Source organism: Bradyrhizobium sp. SZCCHNR1043, from assembly GCF_032489675.1.
In the GTDB taxonomy this organism is placed as follows: domain Bacteria; phylum Pseudomonadota; class Alphaproteobacteria; order Rhizobiales; family Xanthobacteraceae; genus Bradyrhizobium.
The window spans coordinates 77,398-100,227 of the sequence record NZ_JAUEYN010000003.1; the positions used below are offsets into that span (position 1 = coordinate 77,398).

A 22,830-nucleotide genomic window follows, 5' to 3' on the forward strand; every position below is an offset into this window, starting at 1 on the left:
GCGGATGCCAAATGTCCTGCAGGATCGAAGACTACGCGCTGATTGGTGATTGTGAGACGGCTGCCCTGGTGAGCCGGAACGGGTCGATCGACTGGCTGTGTTGGCCGGCGTTCGATTCGGATGCCTGTTTCGCAGCCTTGCTGGGAGATCGCAGCCATGGCCGCTGGCTGATCGAGCCGCGCGGCGACGTCCGATCGACGTCTCGCCGTTATCGCGGCGACAGCCTCATCCTCGAGACGCGATACGAAACTGCGACCGGCACCGTCGAGGTGATCGATTTCATGCCGCCACGGGGCAGCGCCTCCGATGTCGTTCGGCTGGTCCGCGGCGTCTCCGGCCGGGTCGCCATGCGGATGGAGCTGATCATCCGATTCGGCTTCGGCATCGAGATTCCCTGGGTGAAGCGCTCGGGGGATCGCTCCGCGCTGCTCGCCATCTGCGGCCAGGACATGGCGGTGTTGCACACGCCGGTCGCCACCCGCGGCGAGGACATGACCACGGTGGCGGAGTTCGAGGTCGCTGCCGGCAACACCGTGCCCTTCGTGCTCACCTACGGTCCGTCGCATCTGCCGGTGCCCAAGGCGATCGATCCGGATCATGCGCTTGACGACACCGAAACGTTCTGGGCCGACTGGTCGCGGCGCTGCACCCATCAGGACGAGCATCGTGCGCTTGTGATGCGCTCGCTGATCACCTTGAAGGCGCTTACCTACGCGCCGACCGGCGGCATCGTCGCGGCGCCGACCACCTCGCTGCCGGAGAAGCTCGGCGGCCGGCGCAACTGGGACTACCGGTTCTGCTGGCTGCGTGACGCGACATTCACGCTGCTGGCGCTGATGAACTCGGGCTACACGGAGGAAGCGCTGGCCTGGCACAACTGGCTGCTGCGCGCCGCGGCCGGCGCTCCCGCCTATATGCAGATCATGTATGGCATCATGGGCCAGCGGCGGCTGATGGAGTGGGAGGCCGAGTGGCTGCCGGGCTACGAGGGTGCCCAGCCGGTGCGGATCGGCAATGCCGCGCATGCGCAGCTCCAGCTCGACGTCTACGGCGAGCTGATGGATGCCTTCCACCAGGCCCGCATGACCAAGCTCAAGCTGGAGGACGGCACCTGGGACCTGGAATGCGCGGTGCTCGACCATCTCACCGACGTCTGGGACCAGCCCGACCACGGCATCTGGGAACGCCGCGGCGATGGCCGTCATTACGTGTTTTCCAAGGTGATGACCTGGGTCGCGTTCGATCGCGCGATCAAGAGCGCGGAGAAGTTCGGGTTCAAGGCGCCGCTGGAGCGCTGGCGGCGGCTGCGCGAGGCCATTCATCGCGACGTCTGCGACAAGGGCTACGACGAAGGCCTCGGCAGCTTCGTCGAGTCCTATGGCTCGCGGCTGCTCGATGCCAGCCTGCTGCTGTTGCCGGCGGTCGGCTTCCTGCCGTGCTCCGATTCGCGCATTCGCGGCACGGTCGAGGCGATCGAGCAGCATCTGCTGCGGGATGGCTTCGTGCTCCGGCACGATCCGCGCGACGTCTCTCCGGACGAGCAGCAGCCGATCGAAGGCGCGTTCCTGGCCTGCACGCTGTGGCTGGCCGACGCGCATGTCCTGGCGGGCGATACGGAGAAGGCCGAGATGCTGTTCCGCCGCGTGGTGAACATCGCCAACGACGTTGGGCTGCTGGCCGAGGAGTACGACACCGGGGCACGGCGGCAGACCGGCAACTTTCCCCAGGCGCTGACGCATATCGCGCTGATCAACACGGCGCAGAATCTGAGCAGCGCCAAGAAGGCCAGCGACAAACCCGCGAGGCAGCGGTCGGAAGCCTGAGCTGCCGCGCGTCAGCTTGCGGATGAGCCTTGCGCGTTCTCCGCCAGGATCATCTCCATCGCATTGGCAAACCCTTCGTCCTGGTTGGACGTGGTGATGCGCTTGGCTTTGCTCTTCACCTCGTCACTGGCGTTGCCCATGGCGATCGACAAGCCGCTCACCTCGAACATCGCGACGTCATTATGCATGTCGCCGATGGTCGCGACCTGGTCGAGCGGGATGCCGAGCCGCTGGGCCATCGCTTTGACGAAGGTGCCCTTGTTGCGGCCTGGCGGCGTGATGTCGAGATAGTAGCTCTGCGAGCGGACAGCGGTCGCTTCCGCCCCCAATGCCTGCTGCATCTGGCTCTCGCAGCGCGCCAGCAGCTCGAAATCGCTGCTGGCGCCGACGATCTTGCAGGCGTTCGACAGATAGGGGGAGAAATCGTCGACGATCGTCGGCTCCGCGCGAATGGCGCGCCGCTCGTTCGGGACGTACTCGCCGTCCGGATTGCGCGTCAGCCAGGCATCATTGGTGAAGACCCAGATGTCGACGCCGGATTGATGGAGAAGATCGACGCAGCGCGCGGCGGCCGCGGGCGGGATCAGGCTCTGCTCGAGCGGGCGCATGTCGGCGCCGATGATCGAGCTGCCGTTGAACGGGCCGACCGGAAGGCTGATCTGCAGCGGCTCGATCAGAAAGCGCATGCCGATCGCCGGGCGGCTCGAGGTGAGCGTGAAGGCGACGCCGCATTCATGCAGCCGTCGCGCCACCTTCGCGGCCCGCTCGGTCAGAACCTTGTCCTTGGTCAGCAGCGTGCCGTCGACGTCGGATACGACGAGAGCGATGCGGGTCATGAGCCCTTCCTGTTCGCGGTCAGGAGCAGCGCCGACCGGCGTGAAGCTGTTGCATGATGTCGTGCACGATCGCCGCGACCGGCGCGTCGACCGAGACGGTAATGGGATGCTCGCCGGCCCCAGGTGGTTCCAGGGTGGCGAACTGGCTGGCGAGCAGGCCCGGCGGCATGAAGTGCCCCTCGCGATGGCTCATCCGCTCGCCGATCAGCTCCTGACTGCCCTGGAGATAGACCATGCGGACATCGTTGCGGCCGCCGACGAGGATGTCGCGATAGGCCTTCTTGAGCGCAGAGCAGGCGATGATGATGTGCTGGCCCGCAGTACGACAACGCGCGATCTCCGCCGCAATGGCCTGCAGCCAGGGCCAGCGATCCTCGTCCGTGAGCGGGTGGCCGGCGCTCATTTTGACGACGTTCGCGGGCGGGTGAAAGCTGTCGCCATCCTCGAAGCGCCAGCCGAGGCGCTGGCCCAATGCTTGCCCGATCGTGCTCTTGCCGGAGCCGGACACGCCCATAATGACGAGCGCATGGGGCAGGTCAGATCTCGCCACTTTGCCCCTCCGGCCAGGCCTCGCTGTCGATGAGCAGGATCGTCTCCTGAATCGAGCGGGCGCGATTGGCGGGCAGGTCCTCACCGGCCAGTACCCGCGCCATGACCGCGCGCTTGTCGGCACCGGCGACCTCGAACAGCATGGTTCGGCAGGAGGCGAGCGCAGGCAAGGTCAGGCTGATCCGCGGCACGAAGGGTGCGACGTGGGCCTTGTCGACGCCGACAACCCAGCGATCGGTGACGTCGATTGCGGGAAAGCCGGGAAATAGCGACGCGACATGGCCGTCGGGACCGATGCCGAGCAGCACGAGGTCGAACAGCGGCCGCCCGGAGTCGAGCCGCGCGGCGCCGTAGAACGCTTCCAGCGTGCGCTGATAGTCGCGGGCAATGGCCTCCGGGTCCGACCCATCGGTCGCGATCGGGTGGATGTTGGCGGCCGGCGCGCAGGCATCGAGGAACACGTGACGTGCCGTGGTCATGTTGTGCAGGGAATCGCCGGGCGGAACATATCGCTCGTCACCGATGAACCAGTGGACGCGCGGCCATGGAATCCGTTCACGATAAGCGTCCGTCGCCAGCAGCTCATAGAGCTGCCTCGGGCTCGATCCCCCGGTGAGACAGATGGCCACGCGTCCCGGATTGGTATCAGTCCGAGCCAGGAGATGTTCGGCCGCGACCCTCGCCATCGTCGCCCGGTCGGCGACGCGCACGAGCTTGCAGTCCTGCGGCCCGGCCACGGCTAAACCAGCTTGCGCCAGCTGCGGCCGTCGCGGGCCAGGAGATCGGCCGCCGCCTCAGGTCCCTCGCTGCCGGCCGCGTAGGAATGCAGGCCATCGCGGCCAGCCTTCTTCCACGCCCCGATGAACGGCTCGACGGCCTTCCAGCCGGCTTCGACGCTATCGGCGCGCTGGAACAGGATGTTGTCGCCGATCATGCAGTCATAGATCAGCGTCTCGTAGCCGGTGGCCGGCTCAGCCTGGAAATAGTCCTTGTAGTTGAACTTCATCTGCACGCCATCGGTGCGGATGGTGGGGCCGGGCACCTTGGTGTTGAACTGCAGCGTGATGCTCTGGGTCGGCTCGATGCCGATGACCAGATAGTTTTCGGCCAGGGTTTCGATCGGCGTGCAACTGAACATCGCGAACGGCGCCTGGCGGAACTTGATCGCGACCTCGGTGCGCTTGGCGCCGAGCGCCTTGCCGGTGCGCAGATAGAACGGAACGCCGGCCCAGCGCCAATTGTCGATCGTGAGCTTGAAGGCGGCATAGGTCTCGGTGGTGCTGTTGGGGCGGACGTCCTTGCTCCTCAGATAGTCGGGCAGCTCGGCGTCGCCGATCATGCCAGCCGTGTACTGGCCGCGCACCGAATTGAGCAACGCCTCCCGTTCGCTCAACGGCTGGATCGCCGACAGCACCTCCGCCTTCTCGGAGCGGACGGTATGTGCATCGAACCGTGCCGGCGGCTCCATCGCCACTAGCGACAGCAATTGGAATAGATGATTGGGGACCATGTCGCGCAGCGCGCCGGTCGCGTCGTAGAAGCTGCCGCGCGTCCCGACGCCGAGCTTCTCCTCGACGGTGATCTGCACGTGGTCGATGTGATGCCTGTTCCAGATCGGCTCGAACATGCCATTGGCGAAACGCAGCACCAGGATGTTCTGCACCGTCTCCTTGCCGAGGTAATGATCGATCCGGTAGATCTGGTGCTCGGTCACGAGCTGCAGCAGCTCGTCGTTCAGCTTCTTGGCCGAGGCGAGGTCGGTGCCGAACGGCTTTTCCACCACGAGGCGGCGCCAAGCCTTGCCGTCCTCGCGCAGCAACCCAACGCGCCCGAGCTGTTGCGCGATCGGCGCAAAGGCGCTCGGTGGCGTCGCCAGGTAGAACAGCCGATTGCCGTGGGTCTCCCGCGCGGCTTCCAGCTTTTCCAGCCTCTCCTTCAACTGATCGAAGCTTTCCGGCTCCTTCGGATCGGCCTCGATCGCGGTCACGCATTGCAGCAGTCGCTGGGCGATCTCGTCCTCGATCGGGCGCGTCGCGTATTTGCGCAGGCCTTCCATGAGATTGTCGCGCAGTTGCTCGCTCGACATGCCCTTGCGGGCAATGCCGACGATGCAGAACCTGTCCGGCAGCAGATGATTGGCCGCGAGATTGTAAAGCGATGGCAAGACGAGCCGATGGGTCAGATCGCCGGTCACACCGAAGATCACGAAGGCGCAAGCGTCGGGCTTCTGATGTCGCGGCTGGTGCGGATGCAGCGGGGTCACGCGCGGTCGTCCCTGGGCTTGACGATCTCGGGCGCGCTCTGGCGCGCCGGGTCTGGGTGCTGTTCAGGCTCCTTGTGTCCGCCGAAGCCTTCGCGCATGGCCGAGAGAATCTTCTCCGCGAACGTGTGCTCCTGGCGCGAGCGGAAACGGGCGAACAAGGCGGCGGTCAACACCTCGGCCGGTACCGCCTCGTCGATCGCCGCATTCACGGTCCAGCGGCCCTCGCCGGAATCCTCGACATAGCCGGAATATTTCTCCAGACCGGGCTGCCGCGCCAGTGCGCTGGCGGTGAGGTCGAGCAGCCAGGACGGAATGACGCTGCCGCGGCGCCACACCTCGGCGACATCTGCGAGATCGAAGTCGAAGCGGTGCGCCTGCGGCAGCGCCGCGCTGTTCGCATTCCTGAGGATGTCGAAGCCCTCGGCATAGGCCTGCATCAGGCCATATTCGATGCCGTTGTGGATCATCTTGACGAAGTGCCCGGCGCCCACCGGACCGGCATGCAGATAGCCCTGCTCGACGCGCAGGTCGCGGCCATCACGGCCCGGTGTGCGCGGGATGTCGCCGATCCCAGGCGCGAGCGCGGCGAAGATCGGATCGAGCCGGTCGACGACCGGCTTATCGCCGCCAATCATCATGCAGTAGCCGCGATCGAGGCCCCAGACCCCGCCGGAGGTGCCGACGTCGACGTAGTGCAGACCGCGCTCCTTCAGCGCCTTGCCGCGGCGGACGTCGTCCTGCCAAAAACTGTTGCCGCCGTCGATGATGACATCGTCTCGGGTCATCAGCCCGGTGAGCTGCTCGACGGTGGCTTCCGTGATCTTGCCGGCCGGCAGCATGATCCATGCGTGCCGCGGGGTGGCGAGCTTGCCGACGAACTCCTCGAGGCTCGCGGCGCCGGTGGCGCCTTCGGAGACCAGCGCGGCCACAGCCTTTGCGTCGCGATCATAGACCACGCAGGAGTGCCCCGCGCGAATCAGGCGGCGCACGATGTTGCCGCCCATCCGCCCGAGACCGATCATTCCAAGCTGCATCGACGAGGCCCTTCCTAGCTCAGCGCTTCGCTGATCGCGCTGTCGAGCATCTTCAGGCCCGATTTCAGATTGCCCTTGAGATGGACCCGAAGAGCCCGGCGCCCGCGCTCGGTGAGCACGTCGAAATCGCCGCGCGCCTGCGCCGCCTTGATCACGCCGAAGCTCGCCTTCTGCCCGGGGATCGGCAGATCCTCGGCATCGTCGGCGGTGATCTGGAGAAACACGCCGCTGTCCGGACCGCCCTTGTAGGCCTGACCGGTCGAGTGCAGGAAGCGCGGACCGAATTCGGCGCAGGTGGCGAGGTGCTTGGCATCGCGCAGCCTCAGCCGGATCCGCTGCAGCGTGTCGATATTGCCTGCATTGCGGTCGATATAGCCCAGCAGGGCGATGTAGTCGCCGTCGCCGGCGCGGCCGAGATGCGCCTTCAGCCAGGACGCAAGCGTTCCGTCGGCGCCATGCCCGCGCAGGCTCTCGACGTTCTGCGCATCGGTGTAAAGCTCGCAGCCCTTGATCGATACGACGGGCTCCTCCGCCGGCAGTGCGCCGCTTTGCTCGAACGCCGCGGTCAGTTCGCGGGTCTTGATCTTGGCCGATTCGACGTCGGGCTGGTCGAACGGGTTGATGCCGAGCACGGCGCCGGCAACAGCGGTCGCTATCTCGAAGCGGAAGAATTCCTGGCCGAGCTGGTCGATCGACGTCATGACGATGCGCACGACCGGATGACCGGCCTCCTCGAGCGCGGCGAGCTTCGCGTCATGGCCCGCCACCTCGTCGCCCTCGACCTTGATATCGATGAAGAAGCGATCGCTGCCATAGAGCTCAGGCGATGCGATAGGCTCGCCGTCGATCGGGATCAGGCCTTTGCCTTCCTTGCCCGTGGACTCCGCGATCAACTGCTCGGCCCAGGCGCCGAAATCGGCGATCTTGGGCGAGGCGAAGATCGTCACCTTGTCGCGGCCTTCGAGGCCGGCAAGGCCCATCGCCAGACCGAGCTGCACACCCGGGTTCTGCAGCGGCGGCACGTCGGGCCCGCAGGAGCGCACCATGGACAGCGCCAGCGTGATCAGCCTGCGCACGTCGATGCCGGCGGTGGCGGCCGGCACCAGGCCGAACGGCGACAGCACCGAATAGCGGCCGCCGATGCTCGGCTCGCCGTGGAAGATGCGGGCGAAGCCTTGTGCCTTGGCCGCCTTCTCCAGCGACGAGCCGGGATCGGTCACGGCAATGAAGCGATGGCCGGCCTTCTTGGGCCCGATCGCATCGGATACGCGCGCAAAGAAATAGTCCTTCATCGCGTTCGGCTCGGTGGTGCCGCCCGACTTGGACGAGACGATGAACACCGTCCTGGCGATGTCGATCGCCTTCTCCATCGCGCGCACCTGCGCCGGATCGGTGGAGTCGAGCACATGCAGCTTGGGGAAGCCGGCCTTGCGCGGGAAGGTCTCGGCCAGCACCTCCGGCCCGAGGCTGGAGCCGCCCATGCCGAGGACCACGGCGTCGGAGAATTTCTGTCCCTTCACCCGCTGCGCATAGTCCTCGTAATCGGCGATGTCGGCCTTCTCCGCGCTGGTCAGCCAGCCCAGCCATTTGTGCTCGTCACGGCCGGTCCAGACCGTCGCGTCCTTGTGCCAGAGTCGGCGGATCCTGGCGTCCTTGCGCCAGTCCTCAGTGGCGGAGGCGACCTTCTTCTCCAGATCAGCAGCAACCGCGATCGACTGCTGCCCAAGCCCGGTCCCGAGCACGACGGCGCGCTTGTGCGCAACCGCGCCATAGAGCTTGTCGGCGGCGTCCGCGAACTGCTTGACGCCGTCGATCACGAGATCTGCAGTGATGTCGTCGAGCGAGATGCCGGTCTTCGCCAGATCCTCAAGGGCGGCCTGGGCGGCATCGACGTCTTCCTCCAGACTGTCGCGCACCTTGCCGTGATCACGGAAGGCGTCCAGCGTGGCCGGCGGCACGGTGTTGACGGTGTTCGGCCCGATCAGCTCCTCGACATAGAGGACGTCGCTGTAGTCCTTGTTCTTGGTGCCGGTGGAGGCCCAGAGCAGCCGCTGCGGCTTGGCCCCTTGCTTGGCCAGCCGCTCCCAGCGCGCGCCGGCGAACAGCTGCTTGTAGTCCTGATACGCCATCTTTGCATTGGCGATGGCGATCCTGCCCTTGAGCGCGGCCAGCCGCTCCTTCTCGGTCGGATCATTGGCCTGGGCGATCTTCTCGTCCAGCTGCTTGTCGACCACGCTGTCGATGCGGCTGACGAAGAACGAGGCCACGCTGGCGACATGCGACGGATCGCCGCCGGCGCCGACGTAGGCTTCGAGGCCGGCAATATAGGCTTCGGCAACCTGCCGGTAGACGTCTTGCGAAAACAGCAAGGTGATGTTGACGCTGATGCCCTTGGAGATCAGGTGCTGGATGGCCGGCAGGCAGGCGTTGGTCGCCGGCACCTTGATCATCAGATTCCTGCGGTCGACCGCCGTCCAGAGCTGCTCGGCCTCGGCGATCGTGCCCTTGCTGTCCATCGCCAGATAGGGCGAGACTTCGAGGCTGACGAAGCCGTCATTGCCATCGAAGCGGTCATAGACGGGCCGCAGCACGTCGGCGGCATTCTGGATGTCCTCGACGGCAACGGCCTCGAACAGCTGCGTCGGCGATCGATCGCCGTTCTTCAGCGCCGTGGCGATCGGTGTGTCATATTCGTCGGAGCTGCCGATCGCCTTCTCGAAAATCGCGGGATTCGAGGTGACGCCCTTGACGCCATCCTCATCGATCAGCCGCTTCAGGTCGCCCCTGGCGACGAAGCCGCGTGCGAGGAAATCGAGCCAGACCGCCTGGCCGTGTTCTTCGAGAGCTTTGACCGGATTCATGATGCCTATCTATGTGCGTCGGCTTGCTTTTTTGGGTTCCCGCCTGGCAGCTGCCAGGTCGATAGGGACCTCACATGAACAACTATGCGCCAGCCCTCAGGAGAACGCCATTCATAATGGATTGATCCCTCTGGAATCCCAAGAGCTTCGAGCCGGGGTGACGTGCCGGCGGGGCGCGTCCGGAGGGAGATCGGCAGGCGACGCGAAGCCTGCCGCTGATCGTTCCGGCCAAAGCGCGCGGCAGAGCCGCCAGAGCGCGGTCGGCGTTCGGCCTGCGTCGACCTCAGCAGTGCTCGTGCGCCGGAGAGGCCCCGGGAGGCAAGCAAATGCCGTCGATCAAGCTTCTCCGGCTTGCAATGCTGGAAAGGTGCCACATGTGTTCTGGGGAATGGTGCCCTACGCAACGGATCATGGCGAACGTCTCACGGTTGTCGCCTCGGCAGCGCCTCACGAGTGTCGGCGGATAACCCATGATGCTTTCCGGCTGCAGATGCTCAGCGGCGAACAGCCGTGTGATCATGGCAATGATCGGCATCGAGTGATCCGTCCGGCTTCGGTCGCGCGTTATTTCACGCCGTTCGGTTCAGGCGGCGAACATGCGTGCGCGCGGCCCTATGAGATGCGCGCGCTCATCGCTCCCTCGAGGACGTTGTATGAGCGACGGCAGATGCGATCGCAGCAGGCCCGTGTTTGGTCGGCCGCCGTGGCCGGCGCGCATCAGGTCGTGCAGCGAATGAGACGTTCCCTGCCTGGAGCGCTTGCGGGAAGAGTTGCGTTCACTCGCGGTTCACTTCGGGAAGAGAGACTGATTTTGGAGCTGTCACGCCACCAGTTCACGTGGCTTCACAACACCTTGTGCGGCGCAGGGAGACTACGGTGCCGGGGTATTGCGGATGTTGCGAAGCAGAGACAATGAGGTACAAATGGGGAGAGTCGGCCGGCTTTTGCCGAACTATTGAGCGAAGTGCATGTTGATAGGGCATATGCTGCATGCACTTTGCGTTGCGGAAAAGGACGAAGACGGTGCCCAATGGGGGCTAGCGCGCTTCACTCTGAGTCGGTTCGGGATCAGCAGGAACGTACTTGGATCTCGGCCCGTTGCAGCAGTGCGGCGGAACCTACGTGGAGAGGGATCATGTACAACGATTCGTTGTTCAACGCGTTCGCAAGGTCGTTCGAGGCACGCAGCCAGACCGACATGTCGATGCAGGAATATCTAGAATCGTGTCGAACCGACCCGATGCGATACGCGAACGCCGCTGAACGACTACTAGCTGCGATCGGCGAGCCTCAGATGATAGACACGGCCAAGGACCCACGCCTTGGCCGTATTTTTTTGAACCGGACGGTTCGCCTGTATCCTGCATTCGCCGGCTTCTACGGCATGGAGGACACGATCGAGCGCATCGTCGGCTTCTTCCGTCACGCCGCGCAGGGTCTCGAAGAGCGCAAGCAGATCCTCTATCTGCTCGGACCGGTCGGCGGCGGCAAGTCGTCGCTGGCCGAACGGCTGAAGCAGTTGATGGAAACCCATCCGATCTACGTGCTCAAGGCCGGAGATGAGCTGAGCCCGGTGTTCGAGTCGCCGCTCGGCCTGTTCGATCCCGACACGCTGGGCCCGATGCTCGAGGAGAAATACGGCATTCCGCGCCGCCGTTTGTCCGGCCTGATGAGCCCGTGGTGCTACAAGCGGCTCGAAGCCTTCGGCGGCGACATCTCACAGTTCCGCGTCGCCAAGATCCAGCCGTCGCGGCTGCGCCAGATCGGCATCGCCAAGACCGAGCCCGGCGACGAGAACAACCAGGACATCTCCTCGCTGGTCGGCAAGGTCGATATCCGCAAGCTCGAGACCTACGCGCAAAACGATCCCGACGCCTACAGCTATTCGGGCGGTCTCAACCGCGCCAACCAGGGCATTCTCGAGTTCGTCGAGATGTTCAAGGCGCCGATCAAGATGCTGCATCCGCTGCTGACGGCGACGCAGGAAGGCAACTATATCGGCACCGAGAACATCGGCGCCATTCCCTACAACGGCGTGATCCTCGCCCACTCCAACGAGTCGGAGTGGCAGAGCTTCAAGACCAACAAGAACAACGAGGCCTTCATCGACCGCATCTGCGTCATCAAGGTGCCGTACTGCCTGCGCGTCACCGAGGAGCGCAAGATCTACGAGAAGCTGATCCAGGGCTCCGAGCTCTCCACCGCGCCCTGCGCGCCGGCGACCTTGGACACGCTCGCCCGCTTCTCGGTGATGTCGCGCCTGCGCAAGCACGAGAACTCGACGCTGTATGCCAAGATGCGGGTCTATGACGGCGAGAGCCTCAAGGAGTCCGATCCGAAGGCGCGCAGCGTGCAGGAATATCGCGATGCTGCCGGCGTCGACGAGGGCATGGACGGCATCTCCACCCGCTTTGCCTTCAAGGTGCTGGCTGCGACCTACAATCACGATACGGCGGAAGTATCGGCCGACGCCGTGCATCTGATGTACGTGCTGGAGCAGTCGATCAAGCGCGAGCAACTGCCCGAGGAGCTCGAGAAACGATACCTCGAATTCATCAAGGCGGATCTCGCGCCGCGCTACGCCGAGTTCATCGGCCACGAGATCCAGAAGGCCTATCTCGAATCCTACTCCGATTACGGCCAGAACCTGTTCGATCGCTACGTCGACTACGCCGACGCCTGGATCGAGGATCAAGACTTCAAGGATCCCGATACGGGACAGCTGCTCAATCGCGAGCTGTTGAACCAGGAGCTGACCAAGATCGAGAAGCCGGCCGGGATCGCCAACCCGAAGGACTTCCGCAACGAGGTTGTCAAGTTCTCGCTGCGCTCCCGAGCCCAGAATGGAGGCAAAAATCCGTCCTGGACCTCCTACGAAAAGATCCGCGAAGTCATCGAAAAGAGGATATTCTCGCAGGTCGAGGATCTGCTTCCGGTCATCTCGTTCGGTACCAAGAAGGACGGCGAGACCGAGAAGAAGCACGACGACTTCGTCGCGCGCATGGTCGAACGCGGCTACACCGAGCGGCAGGTCCGTCGGCTGGTCGAGTGGTACATGCGCGTGAAGCAGGCGGGTTGATCGTGGTCCGGCGCCGATGTTCACTGCAGGTGCGGCAGGCCATCGGTCTGACGTCGGCGCCAGGGTTACGAACGAGATGAACGTTCGACGCTGAGCTTCGCTGGGAGGCGTCGGACAGGCAGAGGGTGCCGTTGCAGTGTCGGGTCCGATACTGCGCCGCGGCATCGCGGCGGGGGAGAGCAGGAGTCGAAGCCGCTGCAGCAGGAGGCGTATGGAACGTGGTCATGCACATCATTGATCGGCGCCTGAATCCGGGCGGCAAAAGTCTCGAAAATCGTCAGCGATTTTTGCGCCGCGCCAAGGCCCTGGTTCAGGGAGCGGTCAAGAAGACCTCGCAGGACCGCGACATCAAGGACGTGCTGGAGGGCGGCGAGGTCTCGATCCCGCTCGACGGCATGGACGAGCCGCGCTTCCGCCGCGAGGGCGGCACCCGCGACATGGTGCTGCCCGGCAACAAGAAGTTCGTCGAAGGCGACATCCTGCCGCGCTCCGGCGACGGCAGCGGCCGCAAGTCGGCACCGGGGCAGGGCGACAGCGAGGACGCGTTCCGCTTCGTGCTGAGCAAGGAGGAGTTCGTCAATCTCTTCCTCGACGATCTCGAATTGCCTGATCTCGCCAAGCGCAAATTCGCCGAGGCCGAGAGCGAGGGGCTGGTGCGTGCCGGCTACTCGACGTCGGGCTCACCGGCCAACATCTCGATCAGCCGCACCGTCACCCGCGCCTTGGCCCGCCGCGTCGCGCTGCGCCGTCCGCGGCCGGAAGCGATTGCCGAGCTCGAGGCCCAGCTGGAGCAGGAGACCGACGACGACAAGCGTGCCGCGCTGCTGGCCGAGCTCGAAGCCCTGAAGGCCAAGGCCAAGCGCATCCCCTTCATCGATCCGATCGACATCCGCTACCGCCGCTTCGAGGCCGTGCCCAAGCCGATCGCGCAGGCCGTGATGTTCTGCCTGATGGACGTGTCCGGCTCGATGTCGGAGCACATGAAGGACCTCGCCAAGCGTTTCTACATGCTGCTCTACGTGTTCCTGACCCGGCGCTACCGTCATGTCGAGATCGTCTTCATCCGTCATACCGATCGCGCCGAGGAGGTCGACGAGCAGACCTTCTTCTATGGACCGGCATCCGGCGGCACCTTGGTATCGAGCGCCCTGCAATGCATGCACGACATCGTCCGCTCGCGCTTCCGCCCCTCGGACTGGAACATCTACGCGGCGCAGGCCTCCGACGGCGACAACGCCACCTCGGATTCCGATAACGTCGCCCGCCTGCTGACGGACAATATCCTGCCGGTGTCGCAGTTCTTCGCCTATCTCGAGGTCGGTGAATCCGGCACCTATTCGTTCGAGATGCCGGACTCCGCGCTGTGGTCGCTGTATGAGCGGCTGCGCGCCGATGGCGAGCCGCTGTCGATGCGCAAGGTGCGTGACCGCAGCGAGATCTTCCCGGTGTTCCACGACCTGTTTCAGCGTCGCGGCACCACGCAGGAGAGGGCGGCGTCATGAGCGGGTTGCTGTTCGAGGGCGCGGATTGGAATTTCCTCACCCTGCAGCGCATCCACGATGCCTGCGAAGCCGTCGCCGAGAAGGAGCTCGGGCTCGACACCTATCCCAACCAGATCGAGGTGATCACGGCCGAGCAGATGCTCGACGCCTATTCCTCGGTCGGCATGCCCCTGTTCTACAAGCACTGGTCGTTCGGCAAGCACTTCGCCTATCACGAGGCCTCGTACCGCAAGGGCCTGATGGGCCTCGCCTATGAGATCGTGATCAACTCCTCGCCCTGCATCTCCTATCTGATGGAGGAGAATACGGCGACGATGCAGACGCTGGTGATCGCGCACGCCGCGTTCGGCCACAACCATTTCTTCAAGAACAACTATCTGTTCAAGCAGTGGACCGACGCCGACGGCATCCTCGACTATCTCGATTTCGCCCGCGGCTACATCGCGCAATGCGAGGAGCGCTACGGCCGGCTCGCGGTCGAGCATACGCTGGACGCGGCGCATGCGCTGATGTCGCACGGCGTCGACCGCTATCCCGGCAAGAAGAAGCTCGACTTCCGCGAGGAGGAGAAGCGCGCCGGCAAGCGCAGGCTCTACGAGGAGGGCCAGTTCAACGATCTCTGGCGTACGGTGCCGACCGGCCCGGTCAAGACCAATGCGATGCTGAACGTCGAGCGGCGCCGCGCGCTGCTCGGCCTCCCGCAGGAAAATTTGCTCTATTTCCTGGAGAAGACCGCGCCGCGGCTGGCGATGTGGCAGCGCGAATTGCTGCGCATCGTCCGCCACATCGCGCAATACTTCTATCCGCAGGGCCAGACCAAGGTCATGAACGAGGGCACGGCGACCTATGTGCATTATCGCATCATGAACCGGCTGCACCAGGACGGCCGCCTCACCGACGGCAACTTCCTGGAGTTCCTGCAGTCGCACACCAACGTCGTCTTCCAGCCGGAGTTCGACGATCCGCGCTTCTCCGGATTCAACCCTTACGCGCTCGGCTTTGCGATCATGCAGGACATCGAGCGCATCGTGAAGGACCCGACCGACGAGGACCGCGAGTGGTTTCCGGACATCGCCGGCACCGGCGACGAGATGGCGGTGCTGCGCGACGTCTGGGCCAATTATCGCGATGAGAGCTTCATCAGCCAGTTCCTCAGCCCCAACCTGATCCGGCAGCTCAGACTGTTCCACCTGCATGACGATCCGGCCGAGCGCGCCGGCATCCTCGTCGACGCCATTCATGACGAGCGCGGCTATCGCCGCGTCCGCCGCGAGCTGTCCAAGCAGTACGACGTCGGTTGCATCGATCCGAACATCGAGGTGGTCGATGTCGATCTCGCCGGCGACCGCCGCCTGATGCTGCGGCATACCGTGGTGAAGGGGGCCCAGCTCAGCGAGACCGACACCAAGCGCGTGCTGCAGCATCTCGCCGATCTCTGGAGCTACGACGTCTCGCTGGTGGAAGTCGATGCCGCCACCGACAAGGTGCTGAAGGAGTACGTGCTCAATCCCCGGATACAACCGGCGGCCGCCTAGCGCGGCCGCCAAGCCTTAGATGTCCGCAAACACCTCGAGCAGATTGCCGTCGGGATCCCTGAAGAACAGCGTGCGGTGGCCGAAGGGCTGGTCCGTCGGCGGCTCCATGAGGGCGATGCCCTTGCCGGTCAGCTCGGCCGCGCAGCGGTCGACATCGTCGGGGGTCACCTTGAAGGCGAGCTGAAGCGATGCGCTCCCTGGCGGCGTCGGCTGGTCCGAGGCCAGCCGTTGCGGCCGGGCGAGCGCCAGCGTGTTGCTGCCGGCCTGGTACTCGATCCAGCCATGTGACAGCTCGCGCAGCAGGGGAAAGCCCAGCACCTCCTCATAGAAGCGGCGCATCGCGGACCAGTCGCGCACCAGGATGACGGTGTAGTCGATGGCCCGGATGGCCCGGAACGGCGATGTCTGTTGCCCGGCGTCGGTCATGATCAGTCTCTCGTTCTGCAGGCGGGACCTGCAGCTTACGTGTTGCGGCGAGTGGCGTGAACCGGATCGGGGCGCTATGGTATGCGGGTTGGCCGGACGCGCCGGCCCGTGCAGCCGGATCGGCTGTCAATGGCGCAGATCGAAGCTCGGGCGTGAGAGGCGTGGTCGGACCAGGGAAGACGGCGGCGGCGGAGCGGCGGGACCGGTTCATTCCGTTGCGCAAGTCGGACATTCTTGATGGCCTGATCTCGAACGGCCATGTCGATGACGCCCAGGCCAGCGAGCTGCGGCAGCTGGCGCGTATGCTCGGCGCGATTCTGCACCATCAATATTTCGACGAGCTCGATCGGTTCCGCGACGCCTATTTCGACTTCGATCCCGAGGTGCCGGTCGGCCGCCGTCGATCGCCGGAGGATCTCGACGCGGCCTATCGCAGCCTCGCCGACGAAGTCGTGCGGGTGCTCGGCGAGGCCAATTTCATCGAGATCAGCCATGACGAGATCGAGCGCGCCTTTGCCGAGCATGCGCTGGTGCGGGTCAAGCTGAAGGCGCCGATCTCCGACTATCGTGCTGTACGGATGTTCCGGCGTGGCCAGCATCAGGAGACGATCGAGGTCCCCATGCTGTATGGGCTGCGACGGCGCAAGCATGAGATCGAGGTCTATGACGACATCGTGCTGATGGTCGCGACCAAGCCCGACGAGCCGGTCAAGAAGAAGAGCAAGGCCGCCGCCTGGCGCGGCCGCAACAAGATCCGCGGCGGCGCGGTGCTGTTCAAATATTTCCGCCACATCGCGCGCTTCGACCTCGAGGCGCTGCTGCCGAACGTCCGCGTCGTCATGGGCCTGCGCGAGCAGCTGACGCTGGGCGTGCCGGCGCTCGTCGGCGGCGTACCGATCCTGCTCAAGCTGGCTTCGACCTTGACCGTGCTGTTCATCGTCGCCGGCTTCTATCTCGGCCTCAGCGGCACCGTGCACGACAACGATACGGAGCAGGCGCTGGCGGCGCTGTCGGGATTGTTCGCGCTCGGCGCCTTCATCCTGCGGCAATGGGGCAACTTCCACCGCCAGTCGCTGATCCATCAGAAGCAGGTCACCGACAACATCTACTTCCGCAACGTCAACAACAATTCCGGCATCTTCAACTATTTGATCGGCGAGGCCGAGGACCAGGACTGGAAGGAAGCGATGCTGGCCTATGGCGGCCTGCTGCTGGCGTCGGTGCCGCTCTCGCGTGCTGCATTGGGCAGCCATGTCGAGGAGTTGCTGCAGCAGATGTTCGGGCTGGGTCGGGCGTTCAATATCGATGAGGCGCTGCTGCGGCTGCGCGAGTTTGGGCTTGTGAGTGGTGGCGACGACGCGCTCTCGGCGCTGCCGCTGCCAGCGGCGATCGCGCAGCTCGATCGCGTTTGGGCGAGCGCGCTGCGGGCGTAATCGTCATCAACGATGACGGGCCTCATGGTTCAAGACGCGCCTGCGGCGCTCCTCACGATGAGGAGCGAGGGCGCGGCTCACCAGGATATGCCGAGCTGTCGCAACGAACGATCTGCCAGTTAGTTACTCCGTCATGCCCGGGCTGGTCCCGGGCATCCACGTGGTTCTCAGCGTGCCGAACGACGTGGATGGCCGGGACAAGCCCGGCCATGACGTGGAGATAGAGAAGCGCAAAACTCCGATTGTGAAATGCGATAGCCCCGCCAGAAGCGGGCGCAATGCACTCCGCCCTCGTCCTGAGGAGCCCGCCGGAGGCAGGCGTCTCGAAGGACGGCTACAGAGCACACGCTCTCCACGCAGCGGTCTGCTAGCGCAGACTCGCATTGATCTTGTCGAGCGCGGCCTGTCCCGGACACAGATCCGCGGCCTCCAGTCGGTTGAGCGGCCGCTCCACCGTGTTGAGGTGGTTGTGCAGATCATCGGCTTCCGGATCGACATAGAGCAGGCCGGTCACGATCTGGCCTTGCGCGGCATGCTTCTGCAGGAAGGTCATGGCGCCGAGCCGGTCGTGCGGGTCGTAGTCGGCGTCGATCTTGCGCAGCGCCAGCCTGGAGCCGTCGTGCTGCTCGACGATCTGCACCGTGCCCGGATCCTGGTCGATCTCGATCGGATCGCGTCCGGTCAGCACGTCGAGCCGGTTCACGGCATCGTTGTGCTCGCGGACATAGTCGAAGCTCTTGGTTGAGCCGGCGTGATTGTTGAACGCGATGCACGGGCTGATGACGTCGATGAACGCCGCGCCCTTGTGCTGGATGGCGCCCTCGATGATCGGCACCAGCTGCTTCTTGTCGCCCGAGAACGACCGCGCCACATAGGTGGCCCCGAGCTGCAGCGCGATGCCGACCAGATCGATCGGATTGTCGGTGTTGGTGACGCCCTTCTTCGACTTCGACCCGCGGTCGGCGGTCGCCGAGAATTGGCCCTTGGTCAGGCCGTAGACACCATTGTTCTCGACGATATAGGTCATGTTCACGCCGCGCCGGATCGCGTGGGCGAACTGGCCGAAGCCGATCGAGGCGGAATCGCCGTCGCCGGAGACGCCGAGATAGATCAGCTCGCGGTTGGCGAGGTTGGCGCCGGTCAGCACCGAGGGCATGCGACCGTGCACGGTGTTGAAGCCGTGCGAATTGCCGAGGAAATAGTCCGGCGTCTTCGACGAGCAGCCGATGCCGGAGATTTTTGCCACGCGATGCGGCTCGATCGACAGCTCGAAACAGGCCTCGATGATCGAGGCCGTGATCGAATCGTGGCCGCAGCCGGCGCAGAGGGTCGAAATCTTGCCCTCGTAGTCGCGATGGCTGTAGCCGAGCGCGTTCTTCTTGATGCCCGGATGCTGGAACTTAGGCTTTGCGATGTAGGTCATGAGAGCCTCGCATCACCCGGCATCGTCATGGCCGGGCTTGTCCCGGCCATCCACGTCGGGGCCGGGAGGAAAGACGTGGATACCCGGGCCTTCGCCGCGCCGAAGCAGCTACGGCCGCGCAGGCGGGTCGAGCCCGGGCATGACGGCGGAGAGAGCGAAGAGTACGTCATGACACGGCCTTGCGCAGTGGGGTGACCTTGATGTGGTCCTGGTGGTCGCCGATCGCATCGGCGATGAAGCGCGCCGTGATCGGCGTGCCGTCATAATGCAGGATCGGCACCAGCCGGACCGGGTCGATGCCGTTCTCGGTGACGATCAGCTGGCGCAGCTGGGCGTCGCGGTTCTGCTCGACCACATAGACGAAGTCGTGCTCGGCGATGAAACTCGCCACGCTCGAATGGAACGGGAAGGCGCGGATGCGCAGCCGGTCGAGCTGGCAGCCGCGCGCCTCCAGCAGTCCGATCGCCTCGTCCATCGCCGGCGCGGTCGAGCCGAAATAGATCACGCCATATCTCGTCGGCTTGCTCGCATTGGCCTGCAGCGGCCGCGGCACCATGTCTTGCGCGGTCTGGAACTTGCGCAGCAGGCGCTGCACGTTGTCGGCATAGACGGCGCCTTCCTCGGAATAGCGCGCGTAGCGGTCACGCGACGTGCCGCGGGTGAAGTAGGAGCCCTTCGTCGGATGCGTGCCGGGGTAGGTGCGGAACGGAATGCCGTCGCCGTCGACGTCGAGATAGCGGCCGAAGTCGCGGCCTTCGTCGAGCATCTCCGCCGTCATCACCTTGCCGCGGTCATATTGCTTGGCATCGTCCCACTTCAGCGGTCTGCACAGCCGCTGGTTCATGCCGATGTCGAGGTCGAGCATCAGGAAGATCGTGGTCTGCAGCCGCTCGGCAAGATCGAACGCCGCAGCGGCAAACTCGAACGCCTCGGCCGGATCTTCGGGGAACAGCATCACGTGCTTGGTATCGCCGTGCGAGGCATAGCCGCAGGCGATCAGGTCGCATTGCTGCGTCCGCGTCGGCATGCCGGTCGAGGGGCCGGCGCGCTGCACGTTCATGATCACGGCCGGGATCTCGGCAAAGTAGGACAGGCCGATGAACTCGGTCATCAGCGAAACGCCGGGGCCCGATGTCGTGGTAAAGGCGCGGGCGCCGTTCCAGGACGCGCCGACCACCATGCCGATCGAGGCGAGCTCGTCCTCGGCCTGCACGATCGCGTATTTGGCCTGCCCGGTTTCCGGATCGTGCCGCAGTTTCTTGCAGTGGTTGCTGAACGCTTCGGCCAGCGAAGACGACGGCGTGATCGGGTACCAGGCGCAGACCGTGGCGCCGCCATAGACGGCGCCCAGCGCGGCGGCGTTGTTGCCCTCGATGAAAATGCGGTCGCCGACCTTGTCGGCCTTCTTGATGCGCAGGCCGATCGGGCATTTCAAATTCTGCAGCGCCCAGTCGCGGCCGAGATGCAGCGCGTGGACGTTGGAGGAGAGCAGCTTCTCCTTGCCCTTGTACTGCTCGCCGATCAATTGCTCGATCAGCTTCGGATCCATGTCGAGCAGCGCTGAGAGCGCGCCGAGGTAGATGATGTTCTTGAACAGCTGGCGCTGGCGCGGATCCGAATAGGTCGAGTTGGTGATCGCGGTCAGCGGGACGCCGATGACGGTGATGTCGTCGCGGAACTTGGTTGCCGGCATCGGCTTGGTGGAATCGTAGAACAGATAGCCGCCCGGCGCGATACCGGCGACGTCCTTGTCCCAGGTCTGCGGGTTCATCGCCACCATCAAATCAGTGCCGCCGCCGCGGGCGCCGAGATGGCCCGCTTCGGTGACGCGCACCTCGTACCAGGTCGGCAGGCCCTGGATGTTCGACGGGAAGATGTTGCGTGGGCTCACCGGCACGCCGTGACGGAGCACGGCGCGCGCGAACAGCTCGTTGGCGCTGGCCGAGCCGGAGCCGTTGACGTTGGCGAAGCGGACGACGAAGTCGTTTACGCTGCTGAGCGGCGCTTGCTGGGACATGCGTTACCTGCGTGGGTCGTCTCGATGAAATATTTCTGCATGTCCCACGCACCGGTGGGACAGCGCTCGGCGCACAGGCCGCAATGGAGGCAGACGTCCTCGTCCTTCACCATCACGCGCCCGGTCTTCAGATCCGAGGACACGTAGAGGCTCTGGTCGGGATGCAGCGAGGGCGCCTTCAGCCGCTCGCGCAGATCCGCCTCCTCGCCATTGTCGGTGAAGGTGATGCAATCCATCGGACAGATGTCGGCGCAGGCGTCGCATTCGATGCACAGCGTGTCGGAGAACACCGTCTGCACGTCGCAATTCAGGCAGCGATGCGCCTCGCCGAGCGCGAGCTTGACGTCGTAGCCGAGCTCGACCTCGGTGCGGATGTCCTTCAGCGCCACGACCTTGTCACGATGCGGCACCTTGAAGCGTTTGTCGGAGGAGATGTCGTTGTCATAGCTCCATTCATGAATGCCCATCTTCTGCGAGGAGATGTGCACCTCGGGCAGCGGGCGCTCGGTGATGTCCTCGCCCGAGAGCAGGCGATGGATCGACAGCGCGGCCTCGTGGCCCTGTGCGACCGCCCAGATGATGTTCTTCGGCCCGAACGCGGCGTCGCCACCGAAGAACACCTTTGGATTGGTCGAGACGAAGGTGGTCGGATCGACCTTGGGCATGTGCCGCTTGTCGAATTCGATGCCGCAATCGGCTTCGATCCAGGGGAATGCGTTCTCCTGGCCGACGGCGACCAGCACGTCGTCGCAGGGATAGGTCTCGTCGGGCTCGCCGGACGGCACCAGCGAGCGTCCGCCGTTGGCGTCATATTCCGCCTTCACCTTCTGGAAGGTCATGCCGGTCAGCTTGCCGGCGGCATGGTGGAACGCGATCGGAACGAGATAATTGAGGATCGGAATGTCCTCGTGCAGCGCGTCCTCCTTCTCCCACGGAGACGCCTTCATCTCCTCGAAGCCGGAGCGCACGATGACCTTGACGTCTTCGCCGCCGAGCCTGCGCGCGGTGCGGCAGCAATCCATCGCGGTGTTGCCGCCGCCGAGCACGATCACGCGCTTGCCTATCTTGTCGGTGTGGCCGAACGAGACACCGGATAGCCAGTCGATGCCGAGATGGATGTTGGCCGCCGCTTCCTCCCGACCTGGAATGTTCAGCTCCCGGCCGCGCGGCGCGCCGGAGCCGATGAAGACGGCATCATAGTTCTCGGCCAGCAGCTTCTTGAGGCTGTCGATACGATGGCCGGCCTTGTAGTCGACGCCGAGGCTGAGCACGTAGCCCGTCTCCTCGTCGATGACGCTGTCGGGCAGGCGGAACTTGGGAATCTGTGAGCGCATCATGCCGCCGGGTTTGGGATCGGCGTCGAACACGGTGCAGTGATAGCCGAGCGGCGCGAGATCGCGCGCCACGGTCAGCGATGCCGGGCCGCCGCCGACCAGCGCGATGCGCCGGCCGTTCTTCGGGGCAGGGCGCGGCATGCGCTGATGGACGTCGTCCTTGAAATCGGCCGCCACGCGCTTGAGGCGGCAGATCGCGACCGGGCTTTCCTCGACGCGCCCACGTCGGCAGGCGGGCTCGCAAGGGCGATCGCAGGTGCGTCCGAGAATGCCCGGGAATACATTCGATTTCCAATTGATCATGTAGGCGTCGCTGTAGCGACCCTCGGCGATCAGTCGGATGTATTCGGGGACCGGAGTGTGCGCGGGACAAGCCCATTGGCAATCGACTACTTTGTGAAAGTAGTCGGGGGCCGAGATATCAGTCGCTCTCATTCATACCCTGTCCGCGCGGCGAACCATGAGCGCGCGGCCTTCCTGACGTGAGGACGACTGCTTGTTCAGGATCGGCTGGGGATCGATTGGGAGTCCGGAGCAGGTCCTGTTCGTCGCCCTTCTGTTTTTTGAATGGCTCAATTGAATAGTCTTATGAGACTAGAGCCATTCCAAGGCGCACACAAAGGCAAATTTGCAAAGCTGCCCTTCGTGCACAGTGTGCGGCGCCGCATTGCGGGCGTGATGCTGCCATCGAATTTGTTGCGTTGCGGCATTGTGG

Annotated in this window: 15 protein-coding genes; 5 read left to right on the forward strand and 10 right to left on the reverse strand. The window is 64.6% G+C overall.

The annotated features are described in order from the left end of the window. Positions 1–11: 11 nt before the first annotated feature. On the forward strand, positions 12–1,823 hold the full coding sequence (locus QX039_RS05690; RefSeq protein ID WP_315738658.1) for a glycoside hydrolase family 15 protein: 1,812 nt from the start codon (positions 12–14) through the stop codon (positions 1,821–1,823). An 11-nt stretch (positions 1,824–1,834) separates the two neighbouring features. On the opposite strand, the gene QX039_RS05695 is transcribed toward QX039_RS05690, so the two are convergent. Genes QX039_RS05695 through QX039_RS05720 form a run of 6 tightly spaced genes read right to left on the reverse strand, consistent with a single transcriptional unit; the run spans position 1,835 to position 9,366 of the window. Continuing rightward, the gene (locus QX039_RS05695) at positions 1,835–2,659 is read right to left on the reverse strand and encodes an HAD family hydrolase (RefSeq protein WP_315738656.1); all 825 of its coding nucleotides are present in this window, start codon (positions 2,657–2,659) and stop codon (positions 1,835–1,837) included. 19 nt (positions 2,660–2,678) lie between these two features. After that, positions 2,679–3,173 (reverse strand): gluconokinase, encoded by a 495-nt coding sequence (locus QX039_RS05700; RefSeq protein WP_315771980.1) that lies wholly within the window; start codon positions 3,171–3,173, stop codon positions 2,679–2,681. Between the two features lie 22 nt (positions 3,174–3,195). Continuing rightward, positions 3,196–3,945 carry a 6-phosphogluconolactonase gene (gene pgl, locus QX039_RS05705; RefSeq protein ID WP_316219509.1) on the reverse strand — a complete coding sequence of 250 codons (750 nt, stop codon included), beginning with the start codon at positions 3,943–3,945 and terminating at the stop codon, positions 3,196–3,198. A gap of 2 nt (positions 3,946–3,947) precedes the next feature. Further along, positions 3,948–5,471, reverse strand: a complete 1,524-nt coding sequence (gene zwf, locus QX039_RS05710) for a glucose-6-phosphate dehydrogenase (protein WP_315738654.1) — start codon at positions 5,469–5,471, stop codon at positions 3,948–3,950. Beyond that, on the reverse strand, positions 5,468–6,505 hold the full coding sequence (gene gnd, locus QX039_RS05715) for a phosphogluconate dehydrogenase (NAD(+)-dependent, decarboxylating) (RefSeq protein WP_315738653.1): 1,038 nt from the start codon (positions 6,503–6,505) through the stop codon (positions 5,468–5,470). Before gnd ends, zwf begins: the two co-directional genes overlap by 4 nt. A 14-nt stretch (positions 6,506–6,519) precedes the next feature. Next, a complete protein-coding gene (locus QX039_RS05720) occupies positions 6,520–9,366 on the reverse strand; it encodes a bifunctional transaldolase/phosoglucose isomerase (RefSeq protein WP_315738652.1) in 2,847 nt (948 codons plus the stop codon). Positions 9,367–10,501: 1,135 nt separating this feature from the next. Between QX039_RS05720 and QX039_RS05725 the strand changes: the two genes are divergently transcribed. The 3 genes from QX039_RS05725 (at position 10,502) to QX039_RS05735 (ending at position 15,482) form a co-directional block, all read left to right on the forward strand. Next, positions 10,502–12,445, forward strand: a complete 1,944-nt coding sequence (locus QX039_RS05725; RefSeq protein ID WP_315738651.1) for a PrkA family serine protein kinase — start codon at positions 10,502–10,504, stop codon at positions 12,443–12,445. A gap of 224 nt (positions 12,446–12,669) precedes the next feature. Beyond that, entirely contained in the window at positions 12,670–13,947 is a 1,278-nt protein-coding gene (locus QX039_RS05730; RefSeq protein WP_315738649.1) for a YeaH/YhbH family protein, read from the forward strand. After that, positions 13,944–15,482, forward strand: coding sequence for a SpoVR family protein (locus QX039_RS05735; protein ID WP_315738648.1), 1,539 nt, complete (start codon positions 13,944–13,946; stop codon positions 15,480–15,482). Before QX039_RS05730 ends, QX039_RS05735 begins: the two co-directional genes overlap by 4 nt. Before the next feature lie 15 nt (positions 15,483–15,497). Here QX039_RS05735 and QX039_RS05740 read toward each other — a convergent pair whose 3' ends face one another. Beyond that, a complete protein-coding gene (locus QX039_RS05740; RefSeq protein ID WP_315738646.1) occupies positions 15,498–15,908 on the reverse strand; it encodes a VOC family protein in 411 nt (136 codons plus the stop codon). A gap of 161 nt (positions 15,909–16,069) precedes the next feature. On the opposite strand from QX039_RS05740, the gene QX039_RS05745 reads away from it, so the two are divergent. Beyond that, complete coding sequence (locus tag QX039_RS05745; RefSeq protein ID WP_315738645.1) at positions 16,070–17,341, forward strand: TMEM143 family protein; 1,272 nt, start codon at positions 16,070–16,072, stop codon at positions 17,339–17,341. Between the two features lie 367 nt (positions 17,342–17,708). Here QX039_RS05745 and QX039_RS05750 read toward each other — a convergent pair whose 3' ends face one another. The 3 genes from QX039_RS05750 to QX039_RS05760 all read right to left on the reverse strand — a co-directional run bounded on the left by QX039_RS05750 (position 17,709) and on the right by QX039_RS05760 (position 22,550). Then, the gene (locus tag QX039_RS05750; protein WP_315738644.1) at positions 17,709–18,764 is read right to left on the reverse strand and encodes a 2-oxoacid:ferredoxin oxidoreductase subunit beta; all 1,056 of its coding nucleotides are present in this window, start codon (positions 18,762–18,764) and stop codon (positions 17,709–17,711) included. Positions 18,765–18,930: 166 nt separating this feature from the next. Then, a complete protein-coding gene (locus QX039_RS05755) occupies positions 18,931–20,781 on the reverse strand; it encodes a 2-oxoacid:acceptor oxidoreductase subunit alpha (protein WP_315738643.1) in 1,851 nt (616 codons plus the stop codon). Beyond that, the gene (locus QX039_RS05760; RefSeq protein WP_315738642.1) at positions 20,751–22,550 is read right to left on the reverse strand and encodes an FAD-dependent oxidoreductase; all 1,800 of its coding nucleotides are present in this window, start codon (positions 22,548–22,550) and stop codon (positions 20,751–20,753) included. The genes QX039_RS05755 and QX039_RS05760 overlap by 31 nt, the downstream gene beginning before the upstream one ends. Positions 22,551–22,830 lie beyond the last annotated feature (280 nt).